Annotated in this window: 23 protein-coding genes; 9 read left to right on the top strand and 14 right to left on the bottom strand. The window is 68.0% G+C overall.

Annotation, left to right across the window (positions count from 1 at the left end; genetic code table 11):
- Positions 1–15: 15 nt before the first annotated feature.
- The 6 genes from J0J10_RS13505 to fliK form a co-directional block, all read right to left on the bottom strand.
- Complete coding sequence (locus tag J0J10_RS13505) at positions 16–1,434, bottom strand: mannose-1-phosphate guanylyltransferase/mannose-6-phosphate isomerase (RefSeq protein ID WP_291647024.1); 1,419 nt, start codon at positions 1,432–1,434, stop codon at positions 16–18.
- 81 nt (positions 1,435–1,515) lie between these two features.
- Positions 1,516–2,061, bottom strand: coding sequence for a molybdopterin adenylyltransferase (gene mog, locus J0J10_RS13500; protein WP_291647023.1), 546 nt, complete (start codon positions 2,059–2,061; stop codon positions 1,516–1,518).
- Between the two features lie 9 nt (positions 2,062–2,070).
- Entirely contained in the window at positions 2,071–3,078 is a 1,008-nt protein-coding gene (locus J0J10_RS13495; protein WP_291647022.1) for an NAD-dependent epimerase, read from the bottom strand.
- A gap of 60 nt (positions 3,079–3,138) precedes the next feature.
- Positions 3,139–4,284, bottom strand: coding sequence for a GNAT family N-acetyltransferase (locus tag J0J10_RS13490; RefSeq protein ID WP_291647021.1), 1,146 nt, complete (start codon positions 4,282–4,284; stop codon positions 3,139–3,141).
- Positions 4,281–4,553 (bottom strand): EscU/YscU/HrcU family type III secretion system export apparatus switch protein, encoded by a 273-nt coding sequence (locus tag J0J10_RS13485; protein ID WP_291647020.1) that lies wholly within the window; start codon positions 4,551–4,553, stop codon positions 4,281–4,283. Before J0J10_RS13485 ends, J0J10_RS13490 begins: the two co-directional genes overlap by 4 nt.
- Complete coding sequence (gene fliK, locus J0J10_RS13480) at positions 4,550–6,115, bottom strand: flagellar hook-length control protein FliK (protein ID WP_291647019.1); 1,566 nt, start codon at positions 6,113–6,115, stop codon at positions 4,550–4,552. The genes J0J10_RS13485 and fliK overlap by 4 nt, the downstream gene beginning before the upstream one ends.
- A 116-nt stretch (positions 6,116–6,231) precedes the next feature.
- Between fliK and J0J10_RS13475 the strand changes: the two genes are divergently transcribed.
- Positions 6,232–7,242: an aldo/keto reductase gene (locus J0J10_RS13475; protein WP_291647018.1), complete on the top strand. Its 1,011-nt coding sequence runs from the start codon at positions 6,232–6,234 to the stop codon at positions 7,240–7,242.
- A gap of 200 nt (positions 7,243–7,442) precedes the next feature.
- Here the strand turns inward: J0J10_RS13475 and J0J10_RS13470 are convergent, their stop codons facing one another.
- On the bottom strand, positions 7,443–7,853 hold the full coding sequence (locus tag J0J10_RS13470) for a DUF2000 family protein (protein ID WP_291647017.1): 411 nt from the start codon (positions 7,851–7,853) through the stop codon (positions 7,443–7,445).
- Between J0J10_RS13470 and J0J10_RS13465 the strand changes: the two genes are divergently transcribed.
- The gene (locus tag J0J10_RS13465; protein ID WP_291647016.1) at positions 7,852–8,727 is read left to right on the top strand and encodes an AraC family transcriptional regulator; all 876 of its coding nucleotides are present in this window, start codon (positions 7,852–7,854) and stop codon (positions 8,725–8,727) included. The two genes, J0J10_RS13470 and J0J10_RS13465, sit on opposite strands and share 2 nt — an antisense overlap.
- Positions 8,728–8,733: 6 nt before the next feature.
- Here the strand turns inward: J0J10_RS13465 and J0J10_RS13460 are convergent, their stop codons facing one another.
- Both J0J10_RS13460 and J0J10_RS13455 read right to left on the bottom strand, forming a co-directional pair.
- Positions 8,734–9,054, bottom strand: coding sequence for a hypothetical protein (locus J0J10_RS13460; protein ID WP_291647015.1), 321 nt, complete (start codon positions 9,052–9,054; stop codon positions 8,734–8,736).
- A gap of 111 nt (positions 9,055–9,165) precedes the next feature.
- On the bottom strand, positions 9,166–9,777 hold the full coding sequence (locus J0J10_RS13455) for a TetR/AcrR family transcriptional regulator (RefSeq protein WP_291647014.1): 612 nt from the start codon (positions 9,775–9,777) through the stop codon (positions 9,166–9,168).
- A gap of 100 nt (positions 9,778–9,877) precedes the next feature.
- Here J0J10_RS13455 and J0J10_RS13450 point away from each other — a divergent pair, with 100 nt between their 5' ends.
- Positions 9,878–10,618 carry an SDR family NAD(P)-dependent oxidoreductase gene (locus J0J10_RS13450; protein ID WP_291647013.1) on the top strand — a complete coding sequence of 247 codons (741 nt, stop codon included), beginning with the start codon at positions 9,878–9,880 and terminating at the stop codon, positions 10,616–10,618.
- Positions 10,619–10,786: 168 nt separating this feature from the next.
- Positions 10,787–11,899, top strand: a complete 1,113-nt coding sequence (locus J0J10_RS13445) for an acyltransferase family protein (RefSeq protein WP_291647012.1) — start codon at positions 10,787–10,789, stop codon at positions 11,897–11,899.
- On the opposite strand, the gene J0J10_RS13440 is transcribed toward J0J10_RS13445, so the two are convergent.
- The gene (locus J0J10_RS13440; RefSeq protein WP_291647011.1) at positions 11,877–12,680 is read right to left on the bottom strand and encodes an MBL fold metallo-hydrolase; all 804 of its coding nucleotides are present in this window, start codon (positions 12,678–12,680) and stop codon (positions 11,877–11,879) included. The genes J0J10_RS13445 and J0J10_RS13440 overlap by 23 nt on opposite strands.
- Before the next feature lie 107 nt (positions 12,681–12,787).
- Positions 12,788–13,327: a hypothetical protein gene (locus J0J10_RS13435; RefSeq protein ID WP_291647010.1), complete on the bottom strand. Its 540-nt coding sequence runs from the start codon at positions 13,325–13,327 to the stop codon at positions 12,788–12,790.
- A 185-nt stretch (positions 13,328–13,512) separates the two neighbouring features.
- On the opposite strand from J0J10_RS13435, the gene ettA reads away from it, so the two are divergent.
- Positions 13,513–15,165: an energy-dependent translational throttle protein EttA gene (ettA, locus tag J0J10_RS13430; RefSeq protein ID WP_291635413.1), complete on the top strand. Its 1,653-nt coding sequence runs from the start codon at positions 13,513–13,515 to the stop codon at positions 15,163–15,165.
- A gap of 198 nt (positions 15,166–15,363) precedes the next feature.
- Here the strand turns inward: ettA and J0J10_RS13425 are convergent, their stop codons facing one another.
- Positions 15,364–16,536, bottom strand: a complete 1,173-nt coding sequence (locus J0J10_RS13425; protein ID WP_291647009.1) for an alpha-hydroxy acid oxidase — start codon at positions 16,534–16,536, stop codon at positions 15,364–15,366.
- Between the two features lie 69 nt (positions 16,537–16,605).
- Entirely contained in the window at positions 16,606–17,232 is a 627-nt protein-coding gene (locus J0J10_RS13420; protein WP_465247203.1) for a YitT family protein, read from the bottom strand.
- A gap of 118 nt (positions 17,233–17,350) precedes the next feature.
- On the opposite strand from J0J10_RS13420, the gene J0J10_RS13415 reads away from it, so the two are divergent.
- The 3 genes from J0J10_RS13415 (at position 17,351) to J0J10_RS13405 (ending at position 20,535) form a co-directional block, all read left to right on the top strand.
- Entirely contained in the window at positions 17,351–19,549 is a 2,199-nt protein-coding gene (locus J0J10_RS13415) for a glycoside hydrolase family 3 N-terminal domain-containing protein (protein WP_291647007.1), read from the top strand.
- A gap of 136 nt (positions 19,550–19,685) precedes the next feature.
- Entirely contained in the window at positions 19,686–19,889 is a 204-nt protein-coding gene (locus J0J10_RS13410) for a cold-shock protein (RefSeq protein WP_291635407.1), read from the top strand.
- 55 nt (positions 19,890–19,944) lie between these two features.
- A complete protein-coding gene (locus J0J10_RS13405; RefSeq protein ID WP_291647006.1) occupies positions 19,945–20,535 on the top strand; it encodes an MOSC domain-containing protein in 591 nt (196 codons plus the stop codon).
- Between the two features lie 12 nt (positions 20,536–20,547).
- Here the strand turns inward: J0J10_RS13405 and J0J10_RS13400 are convergent, their stop codons facing one another.
- Positions 20,548–21,411, bottom strand: a complete 864-nt coding sequence (locus J0J10_RS13400; protein WP_291647005.1) for a DMT family transporter — start codon at positions 21,409–21,411, stop codon at positions 20,548–20,550.
- A 171-nt stretch (positions 21,412–21,582) separates the two neighbouring features.
- Here J0J10_RS13400 and J0J10_RS13395 point away from each other — a divergent pair, with 171 nt between their 5' ends.
- A complete protein-coding gene (locus J0J10_RS13395) occupies positions 21,583–23,010 on the top strand; it encodes an aminotransferase-like domain-containing protein (protein ID WP_291647004.1) in 1,428 nt (475 codons plus the stop codon).
- Positions 23,011–23,015 lie beyond the last annotated feature (5 nt).

Genomic DNA, 23,015 nt, shown 5'->3' with positions numbered 1-23,015 from the left:
GGCGCGGGCCGGCTCTCAGCCGCGCGCGTAGATGTCCTCGATCCTGACGATGTCGTCTTCGCCTGTATAGGCGCCGACCTGGACCTCGATCAGCTCGAGCGGAATCCGTCCCGGATTCTTCAGCCGGTGCGTGCAGCCGATCGGCAGATAGACCGATTCGTTCTCGTGGATCATGACGGTGCGCTCGTCGACCGTGACTTCGGCCGTGCCCGAGACGACGACCCAGTGCTCGGCCCGGTGGAAATGCTTCTGCAGGCTGAGCTGGCCGCCTTCCTTGACATGGATGCGCTTGACCTGGAAGCGGGCACCGATGTCGATGCGCTGATACCAGCCCCAGGGCCGGTAGATCCGCAGATGCTCGCTGGCTTCGGGTCGGCCGGCGGCCTTCATCCGTTCGACCAGGTTCTTGACCTTCCCGGCTGCCGCCATCGAGGAGACCAGCACGGCGTCGCGGGTCGCGACCACGACGACATCGTCGAGACCGACCACCGTGGTCAGCATCTCGTCGCTGCGCACCAGCGAGCGGCGGCTGTCGATCACCACGGCGCGCCCCTCCAGCACATTGCCGTCGCCGTCCTTGGGCTTGATCTCGTGGATCGAGTTCCAGGAGCCGATATCCGACCAATCGAAGGAGGCGGCGAGCATGCCGGCGAGCTCCGTGCGCTCCATCACGGCGTAGTCGATCGAGATGCTGGTGGCGCGGACGAAGCTGTCCCGGTCCAGCCGCAGGAAGTCGAGGTCTCGTCCGGCCTTTTCAACGGCCGCCTCGGCGGCTTCGAGCACCTCGGGGGCGTGACGCGCGAGTTCGCTCAGCATCGTCCTTGCGGCGAAAAGGAAATTGCCGCTGTTCCAGAGATAGCCTTCGGCGAGATAGCGCGTGGCGAGTTCGAGCTTCGGCTTCTCGACGAAGCGGGCCAGGCGGCTGGCTCCGGGCTCGGCGAGCTCCTCGCCCGGTGCGAGATAACCATAGGCTGTCGAGGGATATGTCGGCGGGATGCCCAGCGTCATGATCAGCCCGGCCGCGGCGAGGCGCGCGGCGCGCTTGCAGTCGCTGCGGAAGGCGGCAGCATCGACGATGAGATGATCGGAGGCGAGGGCGATGCCGATCGCTTCGGGATCGCGCCGACTGGCCAGCACGGCGCCGACGGCGATCGCGGCGGCGGAATCGCGGCGCTCGGGCTCCAGCACGATCTCGCCCTCGATCCCACAGGCGAGCATCTGCTCGGCGGCGATGAAGCGGAAATCGTTGTTGGTGATGACGATCGGCGTGTCGAAGGTCGGGTCGGCCAGCCGCAGCAGAGTCGCCTGAAAGGTCGAGAGCCCGCCTTCGAGCAGCGGGATGAACTGCTTGGGCATGGTATCGCGCGACAGCGGCCAGAGCCGTGTGCCGGCGCCGCCGGCCATGATGAGCGGAATGATCTTGGGCGAAGGCATCTTGCGGTCTCGACGGCGAGCGAAACGGTGTCTGCCTCTCTAGGGCAGCGAAGCTACCATGTCATGAATGGTGCCGATTCTTCAGCCCTTCGGCTTCTGCCCCGGGCGGAAGGCCTGGATCACGGTCGGATCGGTCTCGAGATAGGGGCCTTCGATCAGGTCGATGCAATAGGGGATCGCCGGCATCACCGCGTCGAGGCATTCGGCGATGGCACGCGGGCGGCCGGGCAGGTTGACGATCAGCGATTTGCCGCGGATGCCGGCGAGCTGGCGCGAGAGGATCGCGGTCGGCACCTTGGCGAGGCTGACCTGGCGCATCAACTCGCCGAAACCGGGCATGAGCTTGTCGATCACGTCCTCGGTCGCCTCGGGGGTGACGTCGCGCGGGGCCGGGCCGGTGCCGCCGGTGGTGACGATCAGGCAGCAGCCCTCGACATCGGCGAGCTCGGTCAGTGTGGCTGCGATGCCGGCGCGGTCGTCGGGAATGACGTGCGAGACCGCCTGCCAGGGGCTCGTCAGCGCCCTGCCGAGATAGTCGAGAATCGCCGGGCCGCCTTCATCGGCATAGACACCGGCGGAGGCGCGGTCAGAAACGGTGACGATGCCGATCTTCGCAGGTGACGTCATGGCCTGTCCTCAAACCCGGTAGAAATCGCGATACCAACCGACCATCCGCCCGATCCCCTCGGCCAGCGGCGTATGCGGGCGGAAGCCGACGGCCGCTTCCAGCGCCGAGACGTCGGCGGCGGTGCGCAGCACGTCGCCCGGCTGGCGCGGCTTCATCTCCATGACCGCCTTCCTGCCGACGGCCTGCTCGATGGTCGCGATGAACTCCATCAGCGGCACCGGGGCGGAGTTGCCGATATTGTAAAGCCGCCAGGGCGCCGAGGACGTCGCGGGGCTGGGATCGTCGCCGGACCAGGCGGGGTCGGCGGCGGCGATGGTATCAAGCGTGCGGACGACACCCTCGACGATGTCGCCGACATAGGTGAAGTCGCGCTCGTGCCGGCCTTCGTTGAAGACCTCGATCGGCTCGCCCGCCAGGATCTTCCGGGTGAAGATCATCGGCGCCATGTCGGGCCGGCCCCAGGGGCCGTAGACCGTGAAGAAGCGCAGGCCCGTCGCCGGCAGCCCGTAGAGATGGGCATAGGCATGGGCCATGGCCTCGTTCGCCTTCTTGGTCGCGGCATAGAGGCTGACCGGGTGGTCGGTATTGTCCTCGACGCGGAAGGGCGTGCGCGTATTGGCGCCGTAGACCGAGCTCGACGAGGCGTAGACCAGATGCTCGACGCCGTTTTGGCGACAGCCTTCTAGGATATGTCCGAAACCGGCAAGATTGCTGTCGAGATAGGCTTGGGGATGGGTGATCGAATAGCGCACGCCGGCCTGAGCGCCGAGATGGACGACGCGCTCGAAGCGTCCCTCGGCGAACAGCGTCCGCATGGCTTCGCGGTCGGCGAGGTCGAGCTTTTCGAAGCTGAAGCGATTGTGACCGGCGAGACGCTCCAGGCGCGCCAGCTTCAGGGCGGGATCGTAATAATCGTTGAGATTGTCGATGCCGACGACTTCGTCGCCGCGTTCCAGCAGGACCCTGGCCGTCTCGTTGCCGATGAACCCGGCTGCTCCCGTCACCAGAACGCGCATCGCCTTACCAAGCTGCTCTTGAACGCCACGCGTCGTCTATCGGCCAGTGCGCGGTCCCGGTCAACGCGCCGCGCCGCCGGCCGGGCCGTCTTTGCGGTCGCGCCATTGCCGCAGCAGCAGCCGTCCGCGGGCGGCGAGCCGGGGCAGGGACGAGCCGGTGGGGCCGACCGCGATGATCGCATTCGCCATGGCCTGCCGCTCGCCCCAGGGATAGGCCGAGGCATCGACCCGGTCGCCGGCGCCGCTGTCGAGCCGGAACGGCCCATCGCCGGCAAAGTCGTGGCGCAGCATTTCGATGGCGAGGCCACGGCCGGGCGAGAGCCGGGCGAGGGTTTCGTCATAGGCGATCTTCAGGAAATGCGCCTGTCCGGCGAAATCGAGCAGCACGCCCGCGGCGACCGGCTTCCCGTCGAGTCGGAGCAGGTCGATCCTCGCCATGTCGGCCTCGGCGAAGCGGCTGATCACCTCGCGGAAATAAGCGGCATCGTCCGGAAGCCTCGCCAATGCCGTGCCGTTCGTGCCTTTCCAGCCGGCGGCTTCGAGCGCGAGGAAGTCATCCAGAGCGGTGACGGCGTCGGAGCGGCGATGGCGGCCAAGCTGCAGGGTGCCGGCGCGCTCCAGCATGCGATGCTGCTGCAGGCGCTTCTTGTAGCTCTGGCCCAAAGCGCGGCGCAGATAGCGCTCGGCATCCTCGCCCGGCCGCGGCATCGCCAACGGCCGCTCCCAGCGCTCGAAGCGGTGCAGCCTGCTTCCCGTTTCGGCGCAGGCCGCTGCCAATGCCGTGAAGCCTGCGCCTTCCACAGGCAGCAACGGCAGGCGCAGCAGCTTCGGCAGGTCGGCGGCGCCGGCGAGGAAGCGCAGCAGGGCGAGCGCCGCCGACGCAGCGACCTGCCGGTCGAGCATCGGGGCGGAGGAGACCTCGTAGAGCGGCACCAAGGGCGCCTGCAGCATCGTCGTGAAGCCGGTATGGAGGCTGCGCCGCTTGCCGAAGGCCCAGACGCCGACGAGTTCACCCGCGCTGCCCTCGGCGCAGAGGATGACGATCTCGTCGGCCCGTCGCACGGGCCCCGACAGGGCGGCGACGATGGCGGCCGGCGCCATGTGCAGATTCGGGGCTTCGGCGCGTCGGCACAGATCCGCGAAGGCCGCGGCCATCGCGCCATAGCTCGCAGCGGAAACGCGGCGGACGTCGATCCCTTCGCTCATGTCCGCCTGAAGTCGCGCCGCAGCGACAGCACGAAGGCGATCACCTGCGCGGTTGCGCGGTAGAGTTCTTCGGGAATGGCGTCATCGAGCTCGACGGCGGACAGCGCCTCGGCCAGCAGCGCGTTCTGCTCGATCGCGACCTCATGCTCGCGCGCCGTTTCGACGATCTTCCGGGCGACTTCGCCCCGGCCTTTGGCGGTGACGCGCGGCGCGCCGTGCCCGTCATATTCGAGCGCGACCGCGACCTGCGGGGCGAGTGGCTCGGTCATGAGCGGCGGTCCAGGAACTGGCCGGAAGCGGCCTTGGCCGGGCGCGGCTGGCCGGTGTGCACTTCCAGCGCGGCACTGTCGAAACGGGCCTGGACCAGCGAGGCCTCGAGATCGGGGCCCGCCTGGCGCAGCAGGCGGCTGGTCTCCTCGCGTTCCGCCCAGAAGGAGACGGAGATGGCGCGGCCCTGCAAGGTCACCAGGCCCTGGAGTGCGCCGAGCGGCTCGGCATCGAGCCCGAAGCGAACGCGCCAGATCGGAGCTTCGGGCGTGGCAGCTCCCGGTTGCGGCGGGTCGCGCTCGATCTCGAGCGGCAGCAGCGCGGTACCATTGTGCAAGGCGAGGGGAAGTTCGACGAGCCAGCGTTGCGGGGCTTGCGGCTCGCTGCGGCCGGTCTCCGGCGGCAAGGAGGCGTATTGGGCTAGTGTGATCCGGTCGAGCCCGGATTCTGCCTGTTCGAACAGGGTCTGGGCGATGGCTGCCGGACGCGCAGCCGCTGTCAGGCTGGGCTCCTGTGCCGGCTGCGGCGTCAGCAAGCCGGCACGTGGCATGGCGGGGCGTGAATCGGCGGCGGGCAGCGCCGCGGCGCTCGGGCCGGTCTGCGTTGAGGGACGTGCCGGCGCTGGCTCGCCCTCGGCAGAGCGCAGATCGCGGGCGGGCAGCGCCTGGATGGCCGGCCGCAGCAGGTCGCGTAGGGCCTGTAGCCCGGCCTTGAGATCAGCCTGCGGCAGCCGCGCTTCGCCAATCGCCTGCCGGGCTTCGAGGAAGAGGCCGGAGCGCGCGACGGCGTTGCGCAGGGCGTCTGCGGTGAGCGGCTTGCCTTCGACCGGCAGGCGCTGGGCGAGGATCTGGTCGACCAGGGCGAGCAGCGGTTTTGGCAGGATCAGTGCGACCGAGCCCTGTGCCAGCGCTCCGAGATTGGCGAAGAGCGGGGCGAGGCTGTCCTGCCGGGCGATGGCGGCGCCGAGCAGCGGGCCGGCGATCATGCGCGGTGAGGCGGGGGCGTGCGGGGGCTTGATGCCTGGCGCGGGGATCGCAGCGCTCGCCCGCTGGGCCGGAAGCGGCGAGGCAATTGAAGCGGTCGCGGTCGCGGCGATAGGGGCCGAGATCGATGCCGCGGCGGCGGCTATGGCAAGAGTGGCGCCGGTCGTCGTCACTGGCTGCTGGACGAAAGCTCCGGGGCGCGGCGTCGCAAGTGCCGTCTGGGCCGGTGCGGCGGTTTGGCCCGGGGCCAGAGCAGGCTCACCGGAAGGGGCGGGGCGGCTGCCGATCAGGACGGCCTGCAAGGGCGCGCCGGGCTTGGCCGGCTCGCCGAATCGGAGCAGCAGCGTGGCGCCGGGCTGAAGAGCCGCGTGCCGGGCTTCCGGTCCTGCCAGCAGGAGCGCGATCTTGACGCCGTTGACGAGCGCGGTGGCGTTACCCTGGCCGTCGAGCGACAGCAGCCTGGCCTCGACCGTATTGCCCGCTTTCAGGCCCGCGCTGTTCAGCGCCGCGAGCAAGGTCGCGAAGTTCTGGCTCTGCGCGAGCGTGGCGAGGTTCGCCTGGATGGTCGGCTGAACGGGCATGGGCAGAGCCTGTCACGAAAGGTTGAGGATTTCCTTGCGCAAGGTCGCCCTGCGCCGGTCGCGCTGGTGCGGGCGCGGCGTATCGGGCAGGTTTCCCGTCCCCCATGGAGATCGCCATGAATTATCGCCAGCTCGGCCGTTCCGGCCTCAAGGTCTCGCCGCTCTGCCTGGGCACGATGATGTTCGGAGGGGCGACGCCGGAAGCGGAGTCGCGCGCCATCATCGACCATGCCGCCGCGGCCGGGATCAACTTCATCGACACGGCCGACGCCTATTCCGACGGGCGTTCGGAGGAGGTCGTCGGGCGCGCCATTGCCGGCAAGCGTCATGACTGGGTGCTGGCGACCAAGGCGGCCAATCCGATGGGGCCGGGGCCGAACCAGCGCGGGCTCTCGCGCAAATGGCTGCTCCAGGCCTGCGATGCCAGTCTGAAGCGCCTCGGCAGCGATTTCATCGACATTTACTACCTCCACAAGGAGGATCACGAGACGCCGCTTTCCGAGACGGTACGAGCCGTCGGTGATCTCGTGCGGCAGGGCAAGATCCGCCATTTCGGCGTCTCGAATTTCCGCGCCTGGCGCGTCGCCGAGATCTGCCGGCTCTGCGACGAGCTCGGCATCGACCGGCCGGTGGTCAGCCAGCCCTATTACAACGCGATGAACCGCATGCCGGAAGTCGAGCACCTGCCGGCCTGCAGCTATTATGGGCTCGGCGTCGCCAGCTATTCGCCGCTGGCGCGCGGCGTGCTGACGGCGAAATACGAGCCCGGTCAGGCGCCGCCGGAAGGCACGCGGGCAGGGCGCGCCGACCGGCGCCTGATGCAGACAGAATGGCGCGAGGAATCGCTGGTGATCGCCCGGCAGATCCGCGACCACGCCGCGGCGCGCGGCATGACGCCGGTGCAGTTCGCGGTGCTCTGGGTGCTCAACAACAAGCTGCTGACGGCGGCCGTCGCCGGGCCGCGCACCATGGAGCAATGGCAGGGCTATCTCTCGGCCCTCGATGCCGCGTTCAGCGCCGAGGACGAGGCTTTGATCGACGCGCTGGTGCCGGCCGGCCATCCCTCGACGCCGGGCTATTCCGACCCGGCCTATCCGCTGGAGGGGCGGGTGGCGCAGACGAGGTGAGGGCGCTCCACTTTTCCCTTTTCCCTGAGGGTGAAGTGGCCCGAAGGGCTGGGTTGTGGGGGCGGCCTTTCCGTCATGCTCGCCCTTGTGGCGAGCATCCACGGCTTGAATGTTGTATGCGTCAAAGGAAGACGTGGATGGTCGGGACAAGCCCGACCATGACGCGGGGAGGTCGCGCGACCCCGGAATTTGCCTCCGCCTTAGGGATGCAGCTTCAGACCCTTGATCGCCTTGTCGACGGCCTTGCGCTCGCCATGGAGGGCTAGGCCGACGAGGTCGAGCGCCTCGGTCGCGACCTCCTCGACCGCGGCGCGGTTGGCCTCGTCATGGCCGGTGGCGAAGAGCTCGCGCGTGTAGAGCGAGGGGCGCAGGCCCGCCTCGCCGGCGCGGTGCAGCACGCGGGACAGATCGGTGGAGGAGGCGGCAAAGACCAGCACAGGCTGGCGGATCAGCGGGCCGTAGACCTTTCCCGAGCCGTCGCGGTAGGCTTCCCCGCCGAGTTCGGGCGTGGCGGCGACGAGCCCGCCCGAGAGGAAGCAGGCGACGTTGAGCTTCTGCCAGCTGGCGAGCTCCGCGTGGACGATGCCGGCAATCTTGGTGTCGAAGCGCATGACGGGCACGATAGGGCGCGGGTGGCCGGCTGGTCTTGAACGTTCGTGCGTTGCGGGCGACTGGATTCGCACGGCGCCGGACGAGGCCGGTCCCGAGCGGATCGAGGCCTTTTTCGACGACCACGCCTATGATCCGCACCGGCACGACACCTATGCGATCGGCTATACTCTGAGCGGCGTGCAGAGCTTCGATTATCGCGGGGTGAAGCGCGATTCGACGCCGGGCGACCTGATCGTCTTGCATCCCGACGAGCTGCATGACGGGCGGGCCGGCATGGCCGGCGGCTTTCGCTACCGCATGGCCTATGTCGAGCCGGGGCTGATCATGCGGGCGCTCGCCGGCCGGGCGGGCGGCACGCCCTTCGTCCGCGATGCGGTCTGCCGCGATGGCAGATTGCTGCGGGCGCTGATCGGCCTGCTCGGCGATCTCGACCATGCGCTGGAACCGCTGGAGCGCGATGCGGCGATCGGCGAGCTCGCCGAGGCGCTGCTGGCGCTCGACCCGTCCTGCGCGCTGTGCCGGCCGGAGACACCGGCCGAGCGGGCCTGCGTCCTGGCGCGCGACTTCCCGGCTGACAATCTCGACGAAGCCGTCGACTCGCAGAGGCTGGAAGCCGTCACGGGGCTCGACCGTTATGCGCTCGCCCGGCATTTCCGCCGCCGCTACGGCACCAGCCCGCATCGCTATCTGGTGATGCGCAGGCTGGAGCGGGCGCGGGCGCTGATCCGGCAGGGGCAAGGGCTGGCCGATGCCGCCGCGGCGAGCGGCTTTGCCGATCAGTCCCATATGACGCGGCGTTTCCGGCAGGCCTACGGGCTTTCGCCGGGGCGCTGGCGGGCGATGCAGGCCGGTGCGACGGACCCGGCCGCCTGAGCGCTGTCAGTTCAGGACGCAGAAGCCGCCGACCACTACCTGCGAGCGGCACCAGACCCGCGGCTCCTCGGCGGAACTCAGCCGCAGCGGCACGGTCGCGCTCGCCGCAACCTGGCTCGGGCTGCTGGCGTAGGGCGGTCGGGCCGAGGCAGGCTGGCCGGCCTGTCGGCTGCGCAGGCCGGGGGTCACGATGAGGGAGCCGTCACGGTTCGCCGGGCGCGCCTGGCTTTCATGCGAACGGCTGCCGTTGGACCTGAACTTGGCAGCTTCGGCGCTGGCCGGAGCGAGCATGACGGCGAGCACGGCGACTGCAAGGGCGCGGATCATCGAAAGCTCCATCGACTGCCGGCGACGGTGCCGGAGATCGATGCGCTTGCCCAGAAAAGCTTCGATTCAATCTGAGCAAGGCGTTAAGCGCACCGGCCGAACCCGCCCGCTTCAGCTCCTGGCCTGCGTCAGGCCATCCCAGGCCGACATCGCCGCTCTTGCGATCGCTTCCAGCTCGGGCCGGGTCGCGCCGTCGCGCGCCCGGATCGACATGCCCTGCTGCACCGTGACGTAGAACGAGGCGATGGCGGCTAGGTCGGATGCCGCCGGCAGTTCGCTCGCCTCGACCGCGCGACGCAGCCGCGCCTCGATCATCGCCTGGGCCTCGGCTCTCGCATCGCGCAGTGCCGTGCAGGTCTGTGGGCTCGTGCCGGCGCCATGGATCACCGAAAGCACGACCATGCAGCCGGCCGGTTTGCCGGGACGCGTGAAGAGCGCCGCGGAGCGCATCAGATAGGCCTCGACCGCCGCTTTCGCGCTCGGGGCGTCGGCGATCTGCCGGCCGAGCTCGACTCCGTCGCCTTCTTCATAAAGCGCCATCGCCTCGCGATAGAGCGCATCCTTGCTGCCGAAAGCGGCGTAAAGGCTCGGCGCGTTGATGCCCATCGCGGCGGTGAGCTCGCTCATCGAAGTGCTCTGGAAGCCTTTCTCCCAGAACAGCATCATTGCGTGGCGCAGTGCCTCGCCCCGGTCGAAGCTGCGTGGTCGGCCGCGTTCCGCCAAGTCGAACTCCTTTTTGTAGCAGTCGGTAAATAATCTGCTTGACGCAAGGCGGCAAGCGCATCACCTATTATGTATCATTCGATACATAATAGGTGATGCGATGATGAGGATGACCGGGAAGAAGGCGCTGGTGACCGGCGGCAGCCGCGGTATCGGGGCTGCGACGGCGCTGCGGCTGGCGCAGGAGGGGGCCGATGTCGCGATCACCTATGAGCGCGCCCGCGACAAGGCGGAGGCGGTGGTCGGGCGGATCCGAGCGCTCGGCCGCAAGGCGATCGCGCTGCAGGCCGACAATGCCGATGCCGAGGCGCTGAAGGCTGCGGTCGAGGGCGCCGCGCATGAACTCGGCGGCCTCGATATTCTCGTCAACAATGCCGGCATCTGGCATTATGGCGAGGTCGGCGGCTGGAGCCTGCAGGAGATCGACGCGATCCTTGCGGTCAATGTCCGGGCCGTGATCATCGCCTCGCAGGCGGCTGCCGCGTATCTGCCAGAGGGTGGGCGCATCATCACCACCGGCTCCTGCCTCGCCGAGCGCGTGACCGAGCCCGGCATCGCGCTCTATGCGATGAGCAAGGCGGCGCTGGTCGGCTTCACCAAGGGGCTGGCCCGTGATCTCGGGCCGCGCGGCATCACCGTCAACGTCGTCCATCCCGGCTCGACCGATACCGACATGAACCCGGCCGCCGGCGAGCAGGCCGAGGAGCAGCGCGCCCGCATGGCGATCCCACGCTTTGGCAAACCGGAGGATATCGCCGGCCTCATCACCTATCTGGCGAGCGAGGAGGGGCGTTTCGTCACCGGTGCGGGGCTCACCATCGATGGTGGGGTGAACAGCTGAGACAGGCGGCGAGCCGCCGGGGCGTTTCGAGGCCATCGCGGCCGCGGTCGTCCCGGGGGACTTTCTTGACGGTTCCTTGCGATATCATCCGTGGTTTCGGGGATCGATCTAACCGGCCGCTAAACTTGGCATGCCAGGGTGCCGTGTCGGAGCGGAGCCTTGCAGAGCATGTCGGAATTCGCGAGATCGGCCGAGGGCCGTGCCTCTTCTCGCCTGGACTGGGTCGATACGGCCAGGGGCTTCTGCATCATCCTGGTCGTACTGATGCATGTCGCCGGCGGCCTCCAGATCGCGCTGGAGCGTGAGAGCTGGATCGGCCCTTTCATCGATTGGGCCAAGCAGTTCCGGATGCCGGGCTTCTTCCTGCTCTCGGGATTGTTCGCCTCGCGGCTGATCGGGAAGAGCTGGCCGGAATTCCTCGACCGGAGGATCGTGCCGCTGGTCTATCTCTACCTGCTCTGGCTGGCGATCCATAGCCTGCTCAAATTCCGGAGCTGGGGCGAGGGTGATGCGGCTGCTCTGTTCGGCTCCTATGCGCTGGGGCTGATCCAGCCCTTCGGCCTGCTCTGGTTCATCTATCTGCTGGCCGTCTTCTTCGTGGTGACCAAGGCGATGCGCGGCTATCCCCTGGTGACCTGGCTGGTTGCCGCGGCGATCGCGACCGTGCCGGTGACGACCGGCTGGCTGCTCGTCGATGCGTTCGCGGCTTATTTCGTCTTCTTCCTGAGCGGGGCGCTGTTCACCCCTGCGATCTTCCGCTTCGCCGACTGGGTTCGCGAGCATCGCACCGCCGCGCTGAAGCTCTGGCTCGTCTGGGCGGCGGCGAGCGCCTTGCTGGCCGGCCTCTTCGGCTATCAGACGCTGCATGAGACGTTCGCGGCCGATCTGGTGCTCGGCCATGCCGGCGCACTCGGCGTCATCGCCTTTTCGGCCCTGTTCGCCGGGCATCTCGGCTGGATCGCCTATTGCGGCCGCAATTCCCTGCCGATCTACCTCGCCTTCTTCATTCCGATGGCGGCGACGCGCATCGCGCTGATCCGGACGGATCTGGAGTTCGACGTCGGTACGGCATCGTTGCTGCTCACGCTGCTCTGCGTCGCGCTGCCGCTGGTCCTGCATCGGCTCGTCGGGGGAACGATGCTGCGCTTCCTGTTCGAGCGCCCGCGCTGGTTCAGGTTGAGCTTCGCGGGCAGACGCAGCGCTGAAGCCGCGGCGCACAGATCGGCGGCCATAATGGAAGGCCGCTCCGCATTGCCGCTCAAGAGCCCGGCAGAACGATGATCGTCGGCTTCGCCGGCAGCGAGGCCTTCGACAACACGATCTGCGACTGCTCGCGCCGCTCGACCGGCCAGAGGTCCTGCGAGCGAGCGAGGAAGCGGTTGAGCGTGCCGCCACCGAAGAAGTGCATCGGGATCATCACCCGCGCCTGCAGCGATTTCAGTACGTCGAGCATGCCTTCCTGGTCGAGCGTGTAGCTGCCGTCGACCGGGAAGAGCACGATGTCGACCCGGCCGAGCGCGCGCAAATGGCCGGGCTCCAGCGGATGGTGGAGATGGCCGAGATGGGCGATGCAGAGCTCGCCGATCTCGAAGACGAACATCGAATTGCCGTCGAAATCGGTGCCGCCGGAATAGGTGCGGATATTGGTCGGGACATTGCGCACGCGCAGGTCGCCGAAGGTGACGTCATGCTTCGCGGCGCCGGCGCCGCTCTGGTCCCAGCCGGGCAGGACGCGCTTGATCGCCGGGTCCGGCGCTCGCGAATAATGCGTCGAATGGGCCTTGTTCATCGTGGCGATGTCGGGCGTCGCTGTCGGGCGGACATAGTCGTTGTAATCGGTCGCCGCCTTCACCCCACCCGGCGTCTCGATCAGGAAGGTGGCGTGGCCGACGAAGGTGAGGCGGACCTCGCCCTTGCCGAGATTGGCGAGGCTGATCGGCAGGCGGCTTCGCGCCATCTCCGGACGGCAGCCGGGCTCACCGGTCTCGGAGCGGACAGGCGAGGCAAGCAGAACCGCTGCCGCCAGCATGGCGAGGCCATGTCGCAAGAGAGTGTCCGACAAGCCCATCGCAAGCGCTCCGTCTCTGCCGACATGGCAGAGCTTCAGGCAAAAGCCGGGCCGTGAAAAGTCCGGCGGCGCGCTCTGGCGGTTTCGTGACTTCGCCTGCTTCAGCCGGTCCGGACCGTCACCGTCGCATCGGCGAGGCGGCGGTACAGGGTCTTGCGCCGCAGCAGCGGCACCCAGTCGTAGAGGAACATCTCGGCCGGCCGCCAGATCACCACCCAGCCGACGATGACGAGGCTCTCCTGGACGACCCGCATGAACGCGCCTTCGAAGGCCTGAGTCAGCAACCAGATCAGCGCCATGCAGAGCGAGAGCCCGGCCAGGCCGATCAGGAAGGCGAGGCGCCCGTCGTGGAAGAGTTGGCGGATGGCGCGGGCTTCGTCGCGCTCCTTGGTCCGGAACCAGCCGGTGATCGCGGCTGGAATATGGGCGGCGGGATCAGGTGCCGAACCGGATGATTGCAGGTGGACCACGATCTCGATCGGCTGCTTCTTCGGCAACTCCTCCGCCCATTCGACGATGTAGTGCTCGGCCTCGGCCGAGAGATCGCGCTCGCGGAAGGGAAACGGGTCGAGATTGTTGAAGAGCTGCGCACCGTCGGTCAGGCGCAGTTCGATCACGCCCTTGCTGTTCGAAGCCGCCACCGCCAGTCCCTCCGCCCTCGCAGCGTTCATAGGCGGCGGCGCGGCTCGGCGGAAGCGCGCGTTGCGCTCTGTGCGCCCGGCGAGGCATCGCGCGCCGGTTGCGGCCCGCTGCCCCTGTCGCTACATACGCGGCAGATTTCCCGAAAGCCTCAGGCCATCACGCCCGGAGCGGAGTTCGCACCTCTATGTCTCGTCAGTTCATCTACCATATGCGCGGCCTGTCCAAGACCTATCCGGGCGGCAAGCAGGTCCTGAACAACATCCATCTGTCCTTCTATCCGGACGCCAAGATCGGCGTGCTCGGCGTCAACGGCGCCGGCAAGTCGACCCTGCTCAAGATCATGGCCGGCTTCGACAAGGAATGGACTGGTGAGGCCTGGGTCGCGGACGGCGCCCGTGTCGGCTACCTGCCGCAGGAGCCGAAGCTCGACGAGAGCCTGAACGTCCGCGACAACGTCATGCTCGGCGTCGCGCCCCAGAAGGCGATCCTCGACCGTTACAACGAACTCGCCATGAACTATTCGGACGAGACCGCCGACGAGATGACCAATCTCCAGGACGAGATCGAGGCCAAGGGCCTGTGGGATCTCGATTCCAAGGTCGACCAGGCGATGGACGCGCTGCGCTGCCCGCCTGACGACTGGGCGGTCGACAAGCTCTCGGGCGGCGAGCGTCGCCGCGTCGCGCTCTGCAAGCTGCTGCTGGAGCAGCCGGAACTGCTGCTGCTCGACGAGCCGACCAACCATCTCGACGCCGAGACCACCGCCTGGCTCGAAGGCCATCTGCGGACCTATCCGGGTGCGATCCTGATCGTCACCCACGATCGCTACTTCCTCGACAACGTCACCAGCTGGATCCTCGAACTCGATCGCGGCCAGGGCATCCCCTATGAGGGCAACTACTCGGCCTGGTCGGTGCAGAAGCAGAAGCGCCTCGAACAGGAAGGCCGCGAGGACGTCGCCCGGCAGAAGACGCTGGCGCGCGAGCAGGAATGGGTCTCGGCCTCGCCGAAGGCCCGCCAGGCCAAGAGCAAGGCCCGTATCCAGCGCTATGACGAGCTGGTGCAGAAGGCCTCGCAGAAGGGCCCGGACACCGCCCAGATCATCATCCCGATCGCCGAGCGGCTCGGCAACAACGTCGTCGATTTCGAGGACCTGTCGAAAGGCTTCCAGGACAAGCTGCTGATCGACGGCCTGACCTTCAAGCTGCCGCCGGGCGGCATCGTCGGCGTGATCGGCCCCAACGGCGCCGGCAAGACCACGCTGTTCAAGATGATTACCGGCGCCGAGAAGCCCGATGCCGGCACGATCAAGATCGGCGAGAGCGTCCAGCTCGGCTATGTCGACCAGAGCCGCGACTCGCTCGACGACAAGAAGAATGTCTGGGAAGAGATCTCGGGCGGCAACGACATCATCTATCTCGGCAAGCGCGAGATCAATTCGCGCGCCTATTGCTCGGCCTTCAACTTCAAGGGCGGCGACCAGCAGAAGAAGGTCGGCTCGCTCTCGGGCGGTGAGCGCAACCGCGTCCACCTCGCCAAGATGCTGAAGTCCGGCGCCAACGTCCTGCTGCTCGACGAGCCGACCAACGACCTCGACGTCGACACGCTGCGCGCGCTCGAAGAGGCGCTGGAGGATTATGCCGGCTGCGCTGTGATCATCAGCCACGATCGCTGGTTCCTCGACCGCATCGCGACCCACATCCTCGCCTTCGAGGGCGACAGCCATGTCGAGTGGTTCGAGGGCAATTTCGCGGACTATGAGGAAGACAAGAAGCGCCGCCTCGGCATCGACTCCACGATCCCGAAGCGGATCCAGTACAAGAAGTTCACGCGCTGAGGCAAAAGCTCGCCGCCGCTCCCGCGTCTCCCGGAAGGTAGGCGGAGCGGCGGTTGCGCAATGGTGTCGGCTTGCCAGCGCGGCGTAAGGGCCTGACGCCCTATCCGGCCGGATGCACAGACAAAAAGACCGGCGGCGCTTTCGGCGCGGCCGGTCTTTGCTTTTCGGAGCCCGCGACTGCGCCGGCTTCGGCAGGCGTCAGCCGGCGGCAAGCCGCCGCAGCGCCTCTTCGCGCCCGCCGACGAGGATGTTCTCGTCGATCGTGTTGATGTCGCGCTTGCCGCAGAGCGCCATGGTGACGTCGAGTTCCTTGCGGATGATGTCGAGGCAGCGGGTGACACCGGCCTCTCCCATGGCGCCGAGGCCATAGAGGAAGGCGCGGCCGATGAAGGTGCCGTGTGCGCCGAGCGCCAGCGCCTTGATGACGTCCTGCCCCGAGCGGATGCCGCCATCGAACAGGATCTCGGTGCGCCCGCCGACCGCATCGACGATCGCCGGCAGGGCCTCGATCGAGGACAGGGCGCCGTCGAGCTGGCGGCCGCCATGGTTGGAGACGATCAGCGCATCCGCACCGCTCTTCACGGCGAGCTCAGCATCCTCGGGATCGAGGATGCCCTTCAGGATCAGCTTGCCGCCCCATTGGTCCTTGATCCACTGCACGTCGTCCCAGTCGAGCTGCGGGTCGAACTGCTCGGCGGTCCACGAGGAGAGCGAGGACAGGTCGCCGACGCCCTTGGCATGGCCGACGATGTTGCCGAAGGTCCGGCGCGGCGTGTCCAGCATCTGCAGGCACCAGCGCGGCTTCGTCGCCAGATTGATCATGTTGGCGATGGTCGGCTTCGGCGGGGCCGAGAGGCCGTTGCGGATGTCCTTGTGGCGCTGGCCGAGGATCTGCAGGTCGAGCGTCAGCACCAGCGCCGAGCAGCCGGCGGCCTTGGCGCGCTGGATCAGCCGGGCGATGAAGTCGCGGTCGCGCATCACATAGAGCTGGAACCAGAAGGGCGAGCCGACATGGTTGGCGATGTCCTCCAGCGAGCAGATGCTCATCGTGGAGAGCGTGAAGGGGACGCCGGCCTTGTGTGCGGCGCGGGCGGCGAGGATTTCGCCATCGGCGTGCTGCATGCCGGTCAGGCCGGTGGGAGCGAGCGCGACCGGCATCGAAACGGGCTGGCCGATCATGGTCGAGGCCAAGGTGCGGTTGGTCATGTCGACAGCGACCCGCTGGCGCAGCTTGACCTTGGCGAAGTCGGTCTCGTTGGCGCGGTAGGTGCCCTCGGTCCAGGCCCCTGAATCGGCGTAGTCGTAGAACATGCGCGGCACGCGGCGCTTCGCCTGGATACGCAGGTCTTCGATGGTCAAGAGCTGGGCCATGGTCGCCTCATCGCGCATTGTCGTCGCCCCGCTCGGTCGCATGGAATGTCGCGGGAGGCAACCGCAGCGTCATGTCACGCCGAGATAGCGGCCCGGCTTGTGGTTGATCGCGAGGTTGAGATTGAGCACGAAGGCGCCGACCAGCGACAATGCCACCTTGTCCAGCGGCAGCACGAAAGCGGCGGCGGCGAGGATCGCGGCATCGATGCCGAGTTGGACCCAGCCGGCGCGCAGCCCATGGCGCTCCTGCAGATAGGCGGCGAGCACGTTGACGCCGCCGAGCCCGGTGCGGTGCCGGAACAGCACCAGCATGCCGATGCCCATCAGCGAGCCGCCGGCGATCGCTGCATAGAAGGGCTCGACCTGTTCGATCCGGATCAGTTGCGGCGTCGCCCAGCTCAGGCCCGAGACCAGCGCGACGGCGAGGAAGGTTCGCAGCGTGTAGGCGCGGCCCATGCGCAGCAGGGCAAGCCAGTAGAAGGGCAGGTTCAAAAGGAAGAAGCCGGCGGAGAAGGACGGGCCGCCCGCCGCCTCGACCAGGAGCGCGAGGCCGGCGAGGCCACCGGTTACCAGCGTCGCCTTGGCGTAGAGCGCGACGCCCAGGCTGATCAGCATGGCGCCGAGCAGCATCGCGATTGCGTCTTCATAAAAGCGGTGCCGATTCGCCGCGCCCGTGCCGATCGTCATCTTTGCCATCCGTCGACGCGTCGCGCTTCAGCTTCCGTTCATGGCCCGGCGGCGAAGCAATGGTTGAGCCATCCGCGCCGATCCTGTACCGGGCGCCCGACCTTCCGAGCAAGCACAAGGCTTCGACATGATTCTGCGGCTCTTTGCTGCACTCCTGACCTGCGGCTTCGCCACCATCGCTTTCGCCCAGCAGGGGGTCGGCTGGAAGACCGGCCCCGAGGCCGCCGCGATCGAGCGCAAGGTCGATGCGCTCATCGGCAAGATGACGCTGGAGGAGAAGGTCGGCCAGCTCCACCTCTCCGGCCGCGGCGAGGGCTTCGACATCAATCAGGTCAAGGCCGGCCGGATGGGTGCGGTGATGAACTTCGTCGTGCCGCAGGAGGTCCGGCAGGTCCAGGAAGCGGTGCGCCAGTCGCGGCTGAAGATTCCGCTGATCATCGGGCTCGACGCGGTCCACGGCTTCTCGACCTATTTTCCGCTGCCGCTCGGCCAGGCGGCGAGCTGGAACCCGCAACTGATCGAGCAGGCGGCCTATTGGACCGGGCGCGAGGCGAGCGCCGCCGGCATCAACTGGACCTTCGCGCCGATGGTCGACATGTCGCGCGATCCGCGCTGGGGCCGGGTGCTGGAAGGCGCCGGCGAGGACGTCCATCTCGCCAGCGTCGTCGCGGCGGCGCGCACAAGCGGCTATCAGCGCGGCGGGGTGGCGGCGAGCGTCAAGCATTTCGTCGGTTATGGCGCGGGCGAGGCCGGGCGCGACTACAATTCGACCTGGATTCCGCTGAGCCAGCTACACGATCTGCACCTGCCGCCCTTCAAGGCCGCCTTCCAGGCCGGCGCGATGACGGCGATGGCGGCCTTCAACGCGCTGAACGGCATGCCGGCCACGGCCCATCGCGGCATGCTGACCGACCTCCTGCGCGGCAAATGGGGCTTTCGCGGTTTCGTAACCTCGGATTTCGGCTCGATCACCGAATTGCGCCTGCACGGCATCGCCAAGGACGATGCCGAGGCGGCGCGCAAGGCGCTGCTCGCCGGCATCGACATGGACATGATGGGCGACGTCTATCACAAGCACCTCGCCAATGAGGTGAAGGCCGGACGGGTGCCGGTGAAGGCCCTCGACGAGGCGGTGCGACGCGTTCTCCGGGTCAAGTACCATCTCGGCCTGTTCGAGCGCGGCGATGTCGACGTCGCTGCAGCGCCCTCGCTGATGCAGACGGAAGAGGCCCGCAAGGTTGCGCGGCAGGCGGCGCGCGAGGGCGTCATCCTGCTCAAGAACGACAAGGCGACGCTGCCGATCGCGCCTTCGGTGAAGTCGGTCGCGGTGATCGGCGCCATGGCGGTGCCTGAGGACGAGCGGGTCTGGACCGATCCGGCCGGTCTCGGCCGCCGCCTGGTCCAGCCGCTGCCGGATGCGCTGCGCGAGCAGCTGCCGGCCGATGTCACGGTCGCTTACGAACCCGCCTTCACCAGGAATTGCGGCACCGAGTTCAAGGACAAGGAGGCGGCCGTGAAGGCTGCTGCCGCCGCGGACCTCGTCGTCGCCATGCTCGGCGAGGATTGCGAGTTCATGGGCGAGGGCGCCTCGCGCACCGATCTCGGCCTGCCGGGCGTGCAGCAGGAGCTGCTCGCGGCGCTGGTTTCGACCGGCAAGCCGGTGGTGCTGGTCCTGGCGACGGGGCGGCCGCTGGTCCTCACCTGGGCCGACAAGCATGTCGCGGCGATCGTCCAGACCTTCCATGGCGGCACCGAGGGGCGCGCGGCCATCGCCGAGGTGCTGGCCGGCAAGGTCAATCCCGCCGGACGGGTGCCGATGAGCTTCCCGCGCTCGGTCGGGCAGATTCCAGTCTATTACGACCAGTTGCCCACCGGCCGGCCGCAGAAGATCCGCCAGCGCTATGAATCGATCTTCATGGACGAGGCCAATGAGGCGCTCTACCCGTTCGGCTTCGGCCTGTCCTATAGCCGCTTCACCTATGCCAATCCGCGTGTCTCGCGCGAGAAGGTGGCGATGAACGGCGCCGTCGAGATCGCCGTCGAGGTGAGCAACCGGAGCGAGCGCGACGGGCAGGAGGTGGCTCAGCTCTATGTTCGCCAGCCTGTGGCCGAGCGGTCGCGGCCGCTGCGGCAGCTCAAGGGCTTCGAGAAGGTCTTCCTGAAGGCCGGTGAGACGAAGACGGTGACCTTCCGGCTCGAGGCCGGCACGCTCGGCGCCCATGACGACGCCGGCCGTTACCGGATCGATCCCGGGTTGGTCGAAGTCTATCTCGGCGGCTCGTCTCTGGCCGAGGCTAAGACCCGGTTCGAACTCACGAAACCCTGAAGGGGGTCCACTTTAATTGCCAATGCTTTGATCTCGACAAGCATTCGTTTTCGGTCAATTCTCGATTGGCGCGGCCCCTGGAGAGCAAGTCTCCAGGGGGCCTCGCGAGACCATGGATGCTCCAAAGGATGCGGCGATGGCGACCGGAACCGTGAAGTGGTTCAATACCGAGAAAGGCTTTGGCTTCATTCAGCCCTCTGATGGCGGCAAGGACGTGTTCGTGCACGTCACGGCCGTCAAGGAAGCGGGGATGTTGACGCTGACCGAAGGACAAAAAGTCTCGTTCGAGCTCAAGACCGAACGGGGCAAAACAGCGGCCGGCGCGCTCAAGCTGCTCTGACCGGCTGGCCCATGAGAACGGCGAGGCCCCCGCCGCCCCGGCCGCGATGACGGCCGTGCTCGCAAGCGGCAGGCTTGCGGCAGTCCTGCGGACGGTGCAGGCGGCGCGCTTCGGTGCGGCCTTCATCACGGCGCCCGTCCGTCACATCGATCTCGATCATCATGGCATCCCCGGCAGCCGCCATTACGGCGCGTTTCGTCGCGCCGGGGCGCGCGAGCCCTGGCTGCCGCGCGGGATAACGCTGCGCAACGATCGCCAGCTGTCGGCGCTGTGTCCGGACGAACTCGCCGAGGTCGCCGCCGCGCTCGCAATCGAAGCGCTGCCGCCGCAATGGCTCGGCGGCAACCTCCTGGTCGAGGGGCTGCCGGGGTTTTCGCGGATCATGCCCGGCAGTCGCCTCGCGATCGGCGGCGCCTGGGGCGGCAAGGGGCGCTTCGACGGCACGGCTGTGCTTCGGGTCGAGGCCTATAACGCGCCCTGCCGGCTGTCGGGACGAGCCGTCGCGGCTGCCGCCGGCCGGCCGGAGTTGGAGTTCGCCTTCGTCAAGGCGGCGGCGCGCCTGCGCGGTCTCGTGCTCTCGGTCGATCTGCCGGGGCAGATCGCGCCCGGCGACCCGGTCGTCCTGCTGAAGCCGATGCAGGGCTGAACGGGGCCGGCGCTATCGCGCAAAGCGCCTTGCGCCGGCGACGCAGGCCACCACGGCGATCGAGGTCGCCACCATCTGCCAGCCCACGGTTTCGCCGAGCAGCAGCGCCGCCAGCAAAAGCCCGAAGAAGGGTTGCAGCAACTGCAGTTGGCCGACCGCGGCGATGCCGCCCTGGACCAGGCCGCGATACCAGAAGACGAAGCCGATCAGCATGCTGAACAGCGAGACATAGGCGAGGCCGAGCCAGGCCGGGATGCCCGCCTGCGCGAAGGAGGCCGGCAGTGTCAGCAATGTGAGCCCGGCCATGATCGGCAGGGACAGGACCAGCGCCCAGGAGATTACCTGCCAGCCGCCGAGATGGCGCGAAAGGCGGGCGCCCTCAGCATAGCCGAGGCCGCAGGCGATGATGGCGGCGAGCATCAGGAGATCGCCGACGGGCGAGGCGGCGAAGCCTTGCGTCCAGGCGAAGCCGACGACGCAGAGGCTGCCGAAGCCGGCGAAGACCCAGAAGGCTGGTCGCGGACGCTCGCCGCCGCGCAGAACGCCGAAGATCGCCGTCGCGAGCGGCAGCAGCCCGACGAAGACGATGGAATGGGCGGAGGTGACGTGCTGGAGAGCGAGCGCTGTCAGGAGTGGAAAGCCGACGACGACGCAGAGCGCGACCACCGCGAGCGGCAGCAGGTCGGCAGGCTCTGGCCGCTTCTGCCTGAGCACGAGCAGGAGGGCGAGGCCGAGCAACCCGGCGATGGCGGCGCGCGCGACGGTCAGGAAGATTGGATCGAAATCGGCGACGGCGACGCGGGTCGCCGGCAGCGAGCCGCTGAAGATGATGACGCCGATGAAGCCGTTGAGCAGTCCGTTCGCAGTTCGATCCATGATGCCTCCGTAGGCCGGTCCGCTCTCCTCGAGCCTCTTTCGAGACGCGATCTGCGATCGCTCCTCAGGCTGAGGGCTGTGGAAGACAGGTGGCCATTTCGCCATCCTGCATCGCGTGAGATGCCGCAGATTTCCAGAGACAGTCCAATACAGTTCAGGCAAACTGTCCTGATGCTGGAAGCCGTACAGATTAAGGACCCGGTCGCCGGCGACACGCTGGTCGGGCGCGTCATGGCGACGATCCGGCAGCGGATCGCCGGGCGGACATTGGCGCCGGGCGCGAAGCTTCCCTCGATCCGCGGGCTCGCGGAGAGCATGGGTGTGTCGAAATCGACGGTGGTCGAGGCCTATGAACGGCTGGCGGCCGAAGGGGCGGTCCAGGCCAGGCGGGGCTCCGGCTTCTATGTCCGGCGCCTGCCGCCGCTTTCGCTCGCCGATGTCGCGCCGCGGCTCGACCGGGCGGTCGATCCGCTGTGGATCTCCAGGCAGTCGCTCGATGCCGGGGTCGACGATCTGCGGCCCGGTTGCGGCTGGCTTCCGGCCGACTGGATGCCGGAAGCATCGTTGCGTCGCGGGTTGCGCAAGCTCGGAACCGCGGAGGCCGCGACGCTGGCCGAATACGGCACGCCGCTCGGCCTGCCCGCGCTGCGCCAACTGCTCGCCCATCGCCTCGCCGAGCGCGGCGTCGAGGCGGCGCCCGAGCAGATCGTTCTGGCGGAGTCCGGTACGCAGGCGATCGACCTCGTCTGCCGTTTCCTGCTCGAGCCCGGCGATACCGTACTGGTCGACGACCCCTGCTATTTCAATTTCCAGGCATTGCTGCGGGCTCATCGCGCCCGGATCGTCAGCGTGCCCTATACGCCGGCCGGGCCCGACCTCGCCCTGTTCGCGCAGGCGCTGGCCGAGCACCGGCCGCGGCTCTACATCACCAATTCCGCCCTGCACAATCCGACCGGCGCGACGCTTTCGGCCGCGACCGCGCATCGCCTGCTCAAGCTCGCCGAGCAGGCCGGGTTGACCATCGTCGAGGACGACATCTTCGCCGATCTCGAGCCGGAGTTCGCACCGCGGCTCGCCGGGCTCGACGGGCTGGAGCGGGTGATCCAGATCGGCAGCTTCTCGAAGACGCTGTCGGCCTCGATGCGCTGCGGCTATATCGCGGCCAGGCCCGATTGGATCGAGGGGCTGACCGATCTCAAGGTCGCGCTCTCCTTCGGTGGCGGGCGGCTCGCGGCCGAACTGGTGCTCGGTCTCCTGAAGGACGGCAGCTATCGCCGGCATGTCGAGGGGTTGCGCCAGCGGCTCGTCCGAGCCATGGCGGAGACGGCCGGCCGGCTCGCCGGGCTCGGCATCGAGCCCTGGCTCATGCCGCGCGGTGGATTGTTCCTGTGGTGCCGATTGCCGGGCGAGCTCGATGCCGGCGCGATCGCCCGGCATGCGCTCGCCGAGGGGATCGTGCTCGCGCCGGGTAACGCCTTCAGCCTGTCGCAGACGGCAAGGCATTTCATGCGCTTCAACGTGGCGCAGTCTGCCGATCCGCGAATCTACGGCGTGCTCCGTGAGGCGATGCAGGCAGCGGCATCACGCCAGCCTGCGTAGGAGAA

Source organism: Allobosea sp. (assembly GCF_017308075.1).
Classification (GTDB): Bacteria; Pseudomonadota; Alphaproteobacteria; order Rhizobiales; family Beijerinckiaceae; genus Allobosea.
The sequence above is the reverse complement of the archived record's forward strand: the minus strand, read 5'-3'. Positions and strand labels throughout refer to the sequence as shown.

Coding starts and splice junctions, on each gene's coding strand:
- J0J10_RS13505 (WP_291647024.1), bottom strand. CDS start 1,434: ATGCCTTCGCCCAAGATCATTCCGCTCATCATGGCCGGCGGCGCCGGC.
- mog (WP_291647023.1), bottom strand. CDS start 2,061: ATGACGTCACCTGCGAAGATCGGCATCGTCACCGTTTCTGACCGCGCC.
- J0J10_RS13495 (WP_291647022.1), bottom strand. CDS start 3,078: ATGCGCGTTCTGGTGACGGGAGCAGCCGGGTTCATCGGCAACGAGACG.
- J0J10_RS13490 (WP_291647021.1), bottom strand. CDS start 4,284: ATGAGCGAAGGGATCGACGTCCGCCGCGTTTCCGCTGCGAGCTATGGC.
- J0J10_RS13485 (WP_291647020.1), bottom strand. CDS start 4,553: ATGACCGAGCCACTCGCCCCGCAGGTCGCGGTCGCGCTCGAATATGAC.
- fliK (WP_291647019.1), bottom strand. CDS start 6,115: ATGCCCGTTCAGCCGACCATCCAGGCGAACCTCGCCACGCTCGCGCAG.
- J0J10_RS13475 (WP_291647018.1), top strand. CDS start 6,232: ATGAATTATCGCCAGCTCGGCCGTTCCGGCCTCAAGGTCTCGCCGCTC.
- J0J10_RS13465 (WP_291647016.1), top strand. CDS start 7,852: ATGACGGGCACGATAGGGCGCGGGTGGCCGGCTGGTCTTGAACGTTCG.
- J0J10_RS13470 (WP_291647017.1), bottom strand. CDS start 7,853: ATGCGCTTCGACACCAAGATTGCCGGCATCGTCCACGCGGAGCTCGCC.
- J0J10_RS13460 (WP_291647015.1), bottom strand. CDS start 9,054: ATGATCCGCGCCCTTGCAGTCGCCGTGCTCGCCGTCATGCTCGCTCCG.
- J0J10_RS13450 (WP_291647013.1), top strand. CDS start 9,878: ATGATGAGGATGACCGGGAAGAAGGCGCTGGTGACCGGCGGCAGCCGC.
- J0J10_RS13445 (WP_291647012.1), top strand. CDS start 10,787: ATGTCGGAATTCGCGAGATCGGCCGAGGGCCGTGCCTCTTCTCGCCTG.
- ettA (WP_291635413.1), top strand. CDS start 13,513: ATGTCTCGTCAGTTCATCTACCATATGCGCGGCCTGTCCAAGACCTAT.
- J0J10_RS13425 (WP_291647009.1), bottom strand. CDS start 16,536: ATGGCCCAGCTCTTGACCATCGAAGACCTGCGTATCCAGGCGAAGCGC.
- J0J10_RS13420 (WP_465247203.1), bottom strand. CDS start 17,232: ATGGCAAAGATGACGATCGGCACGGGCGCGGCGAATCGGCACCGCTTT.
- J0J10_RS13415 (WP_291647007.1), top strand. CDS start 17,351: ATGATTCTGCGGCTCTTTGCTGCACTCCTGACCTGCGGCTTCGCCACC.
- J0J10_RS13410 (WP_291635407.1), top strand. CDS start 19,686: ATGGCGACCGGAACCGTGAAGTGGTTCAATACCGAGAAAGGCTTTGGC.
- J0J10_RS13400 (WP_291647005.1), bottom strand. CDS start 21,411: ATGGATCGAACTGCGAACGGACTGCTCAACGGCTTCATCGGCGTCATC.
- J0J10_RS13395 (WP_291647004.1), top strand. CDS start 21,583: ATGCTGGAAGCCGTACAGATTAAGGACCCGGTCGCCGGCGACACGCTG.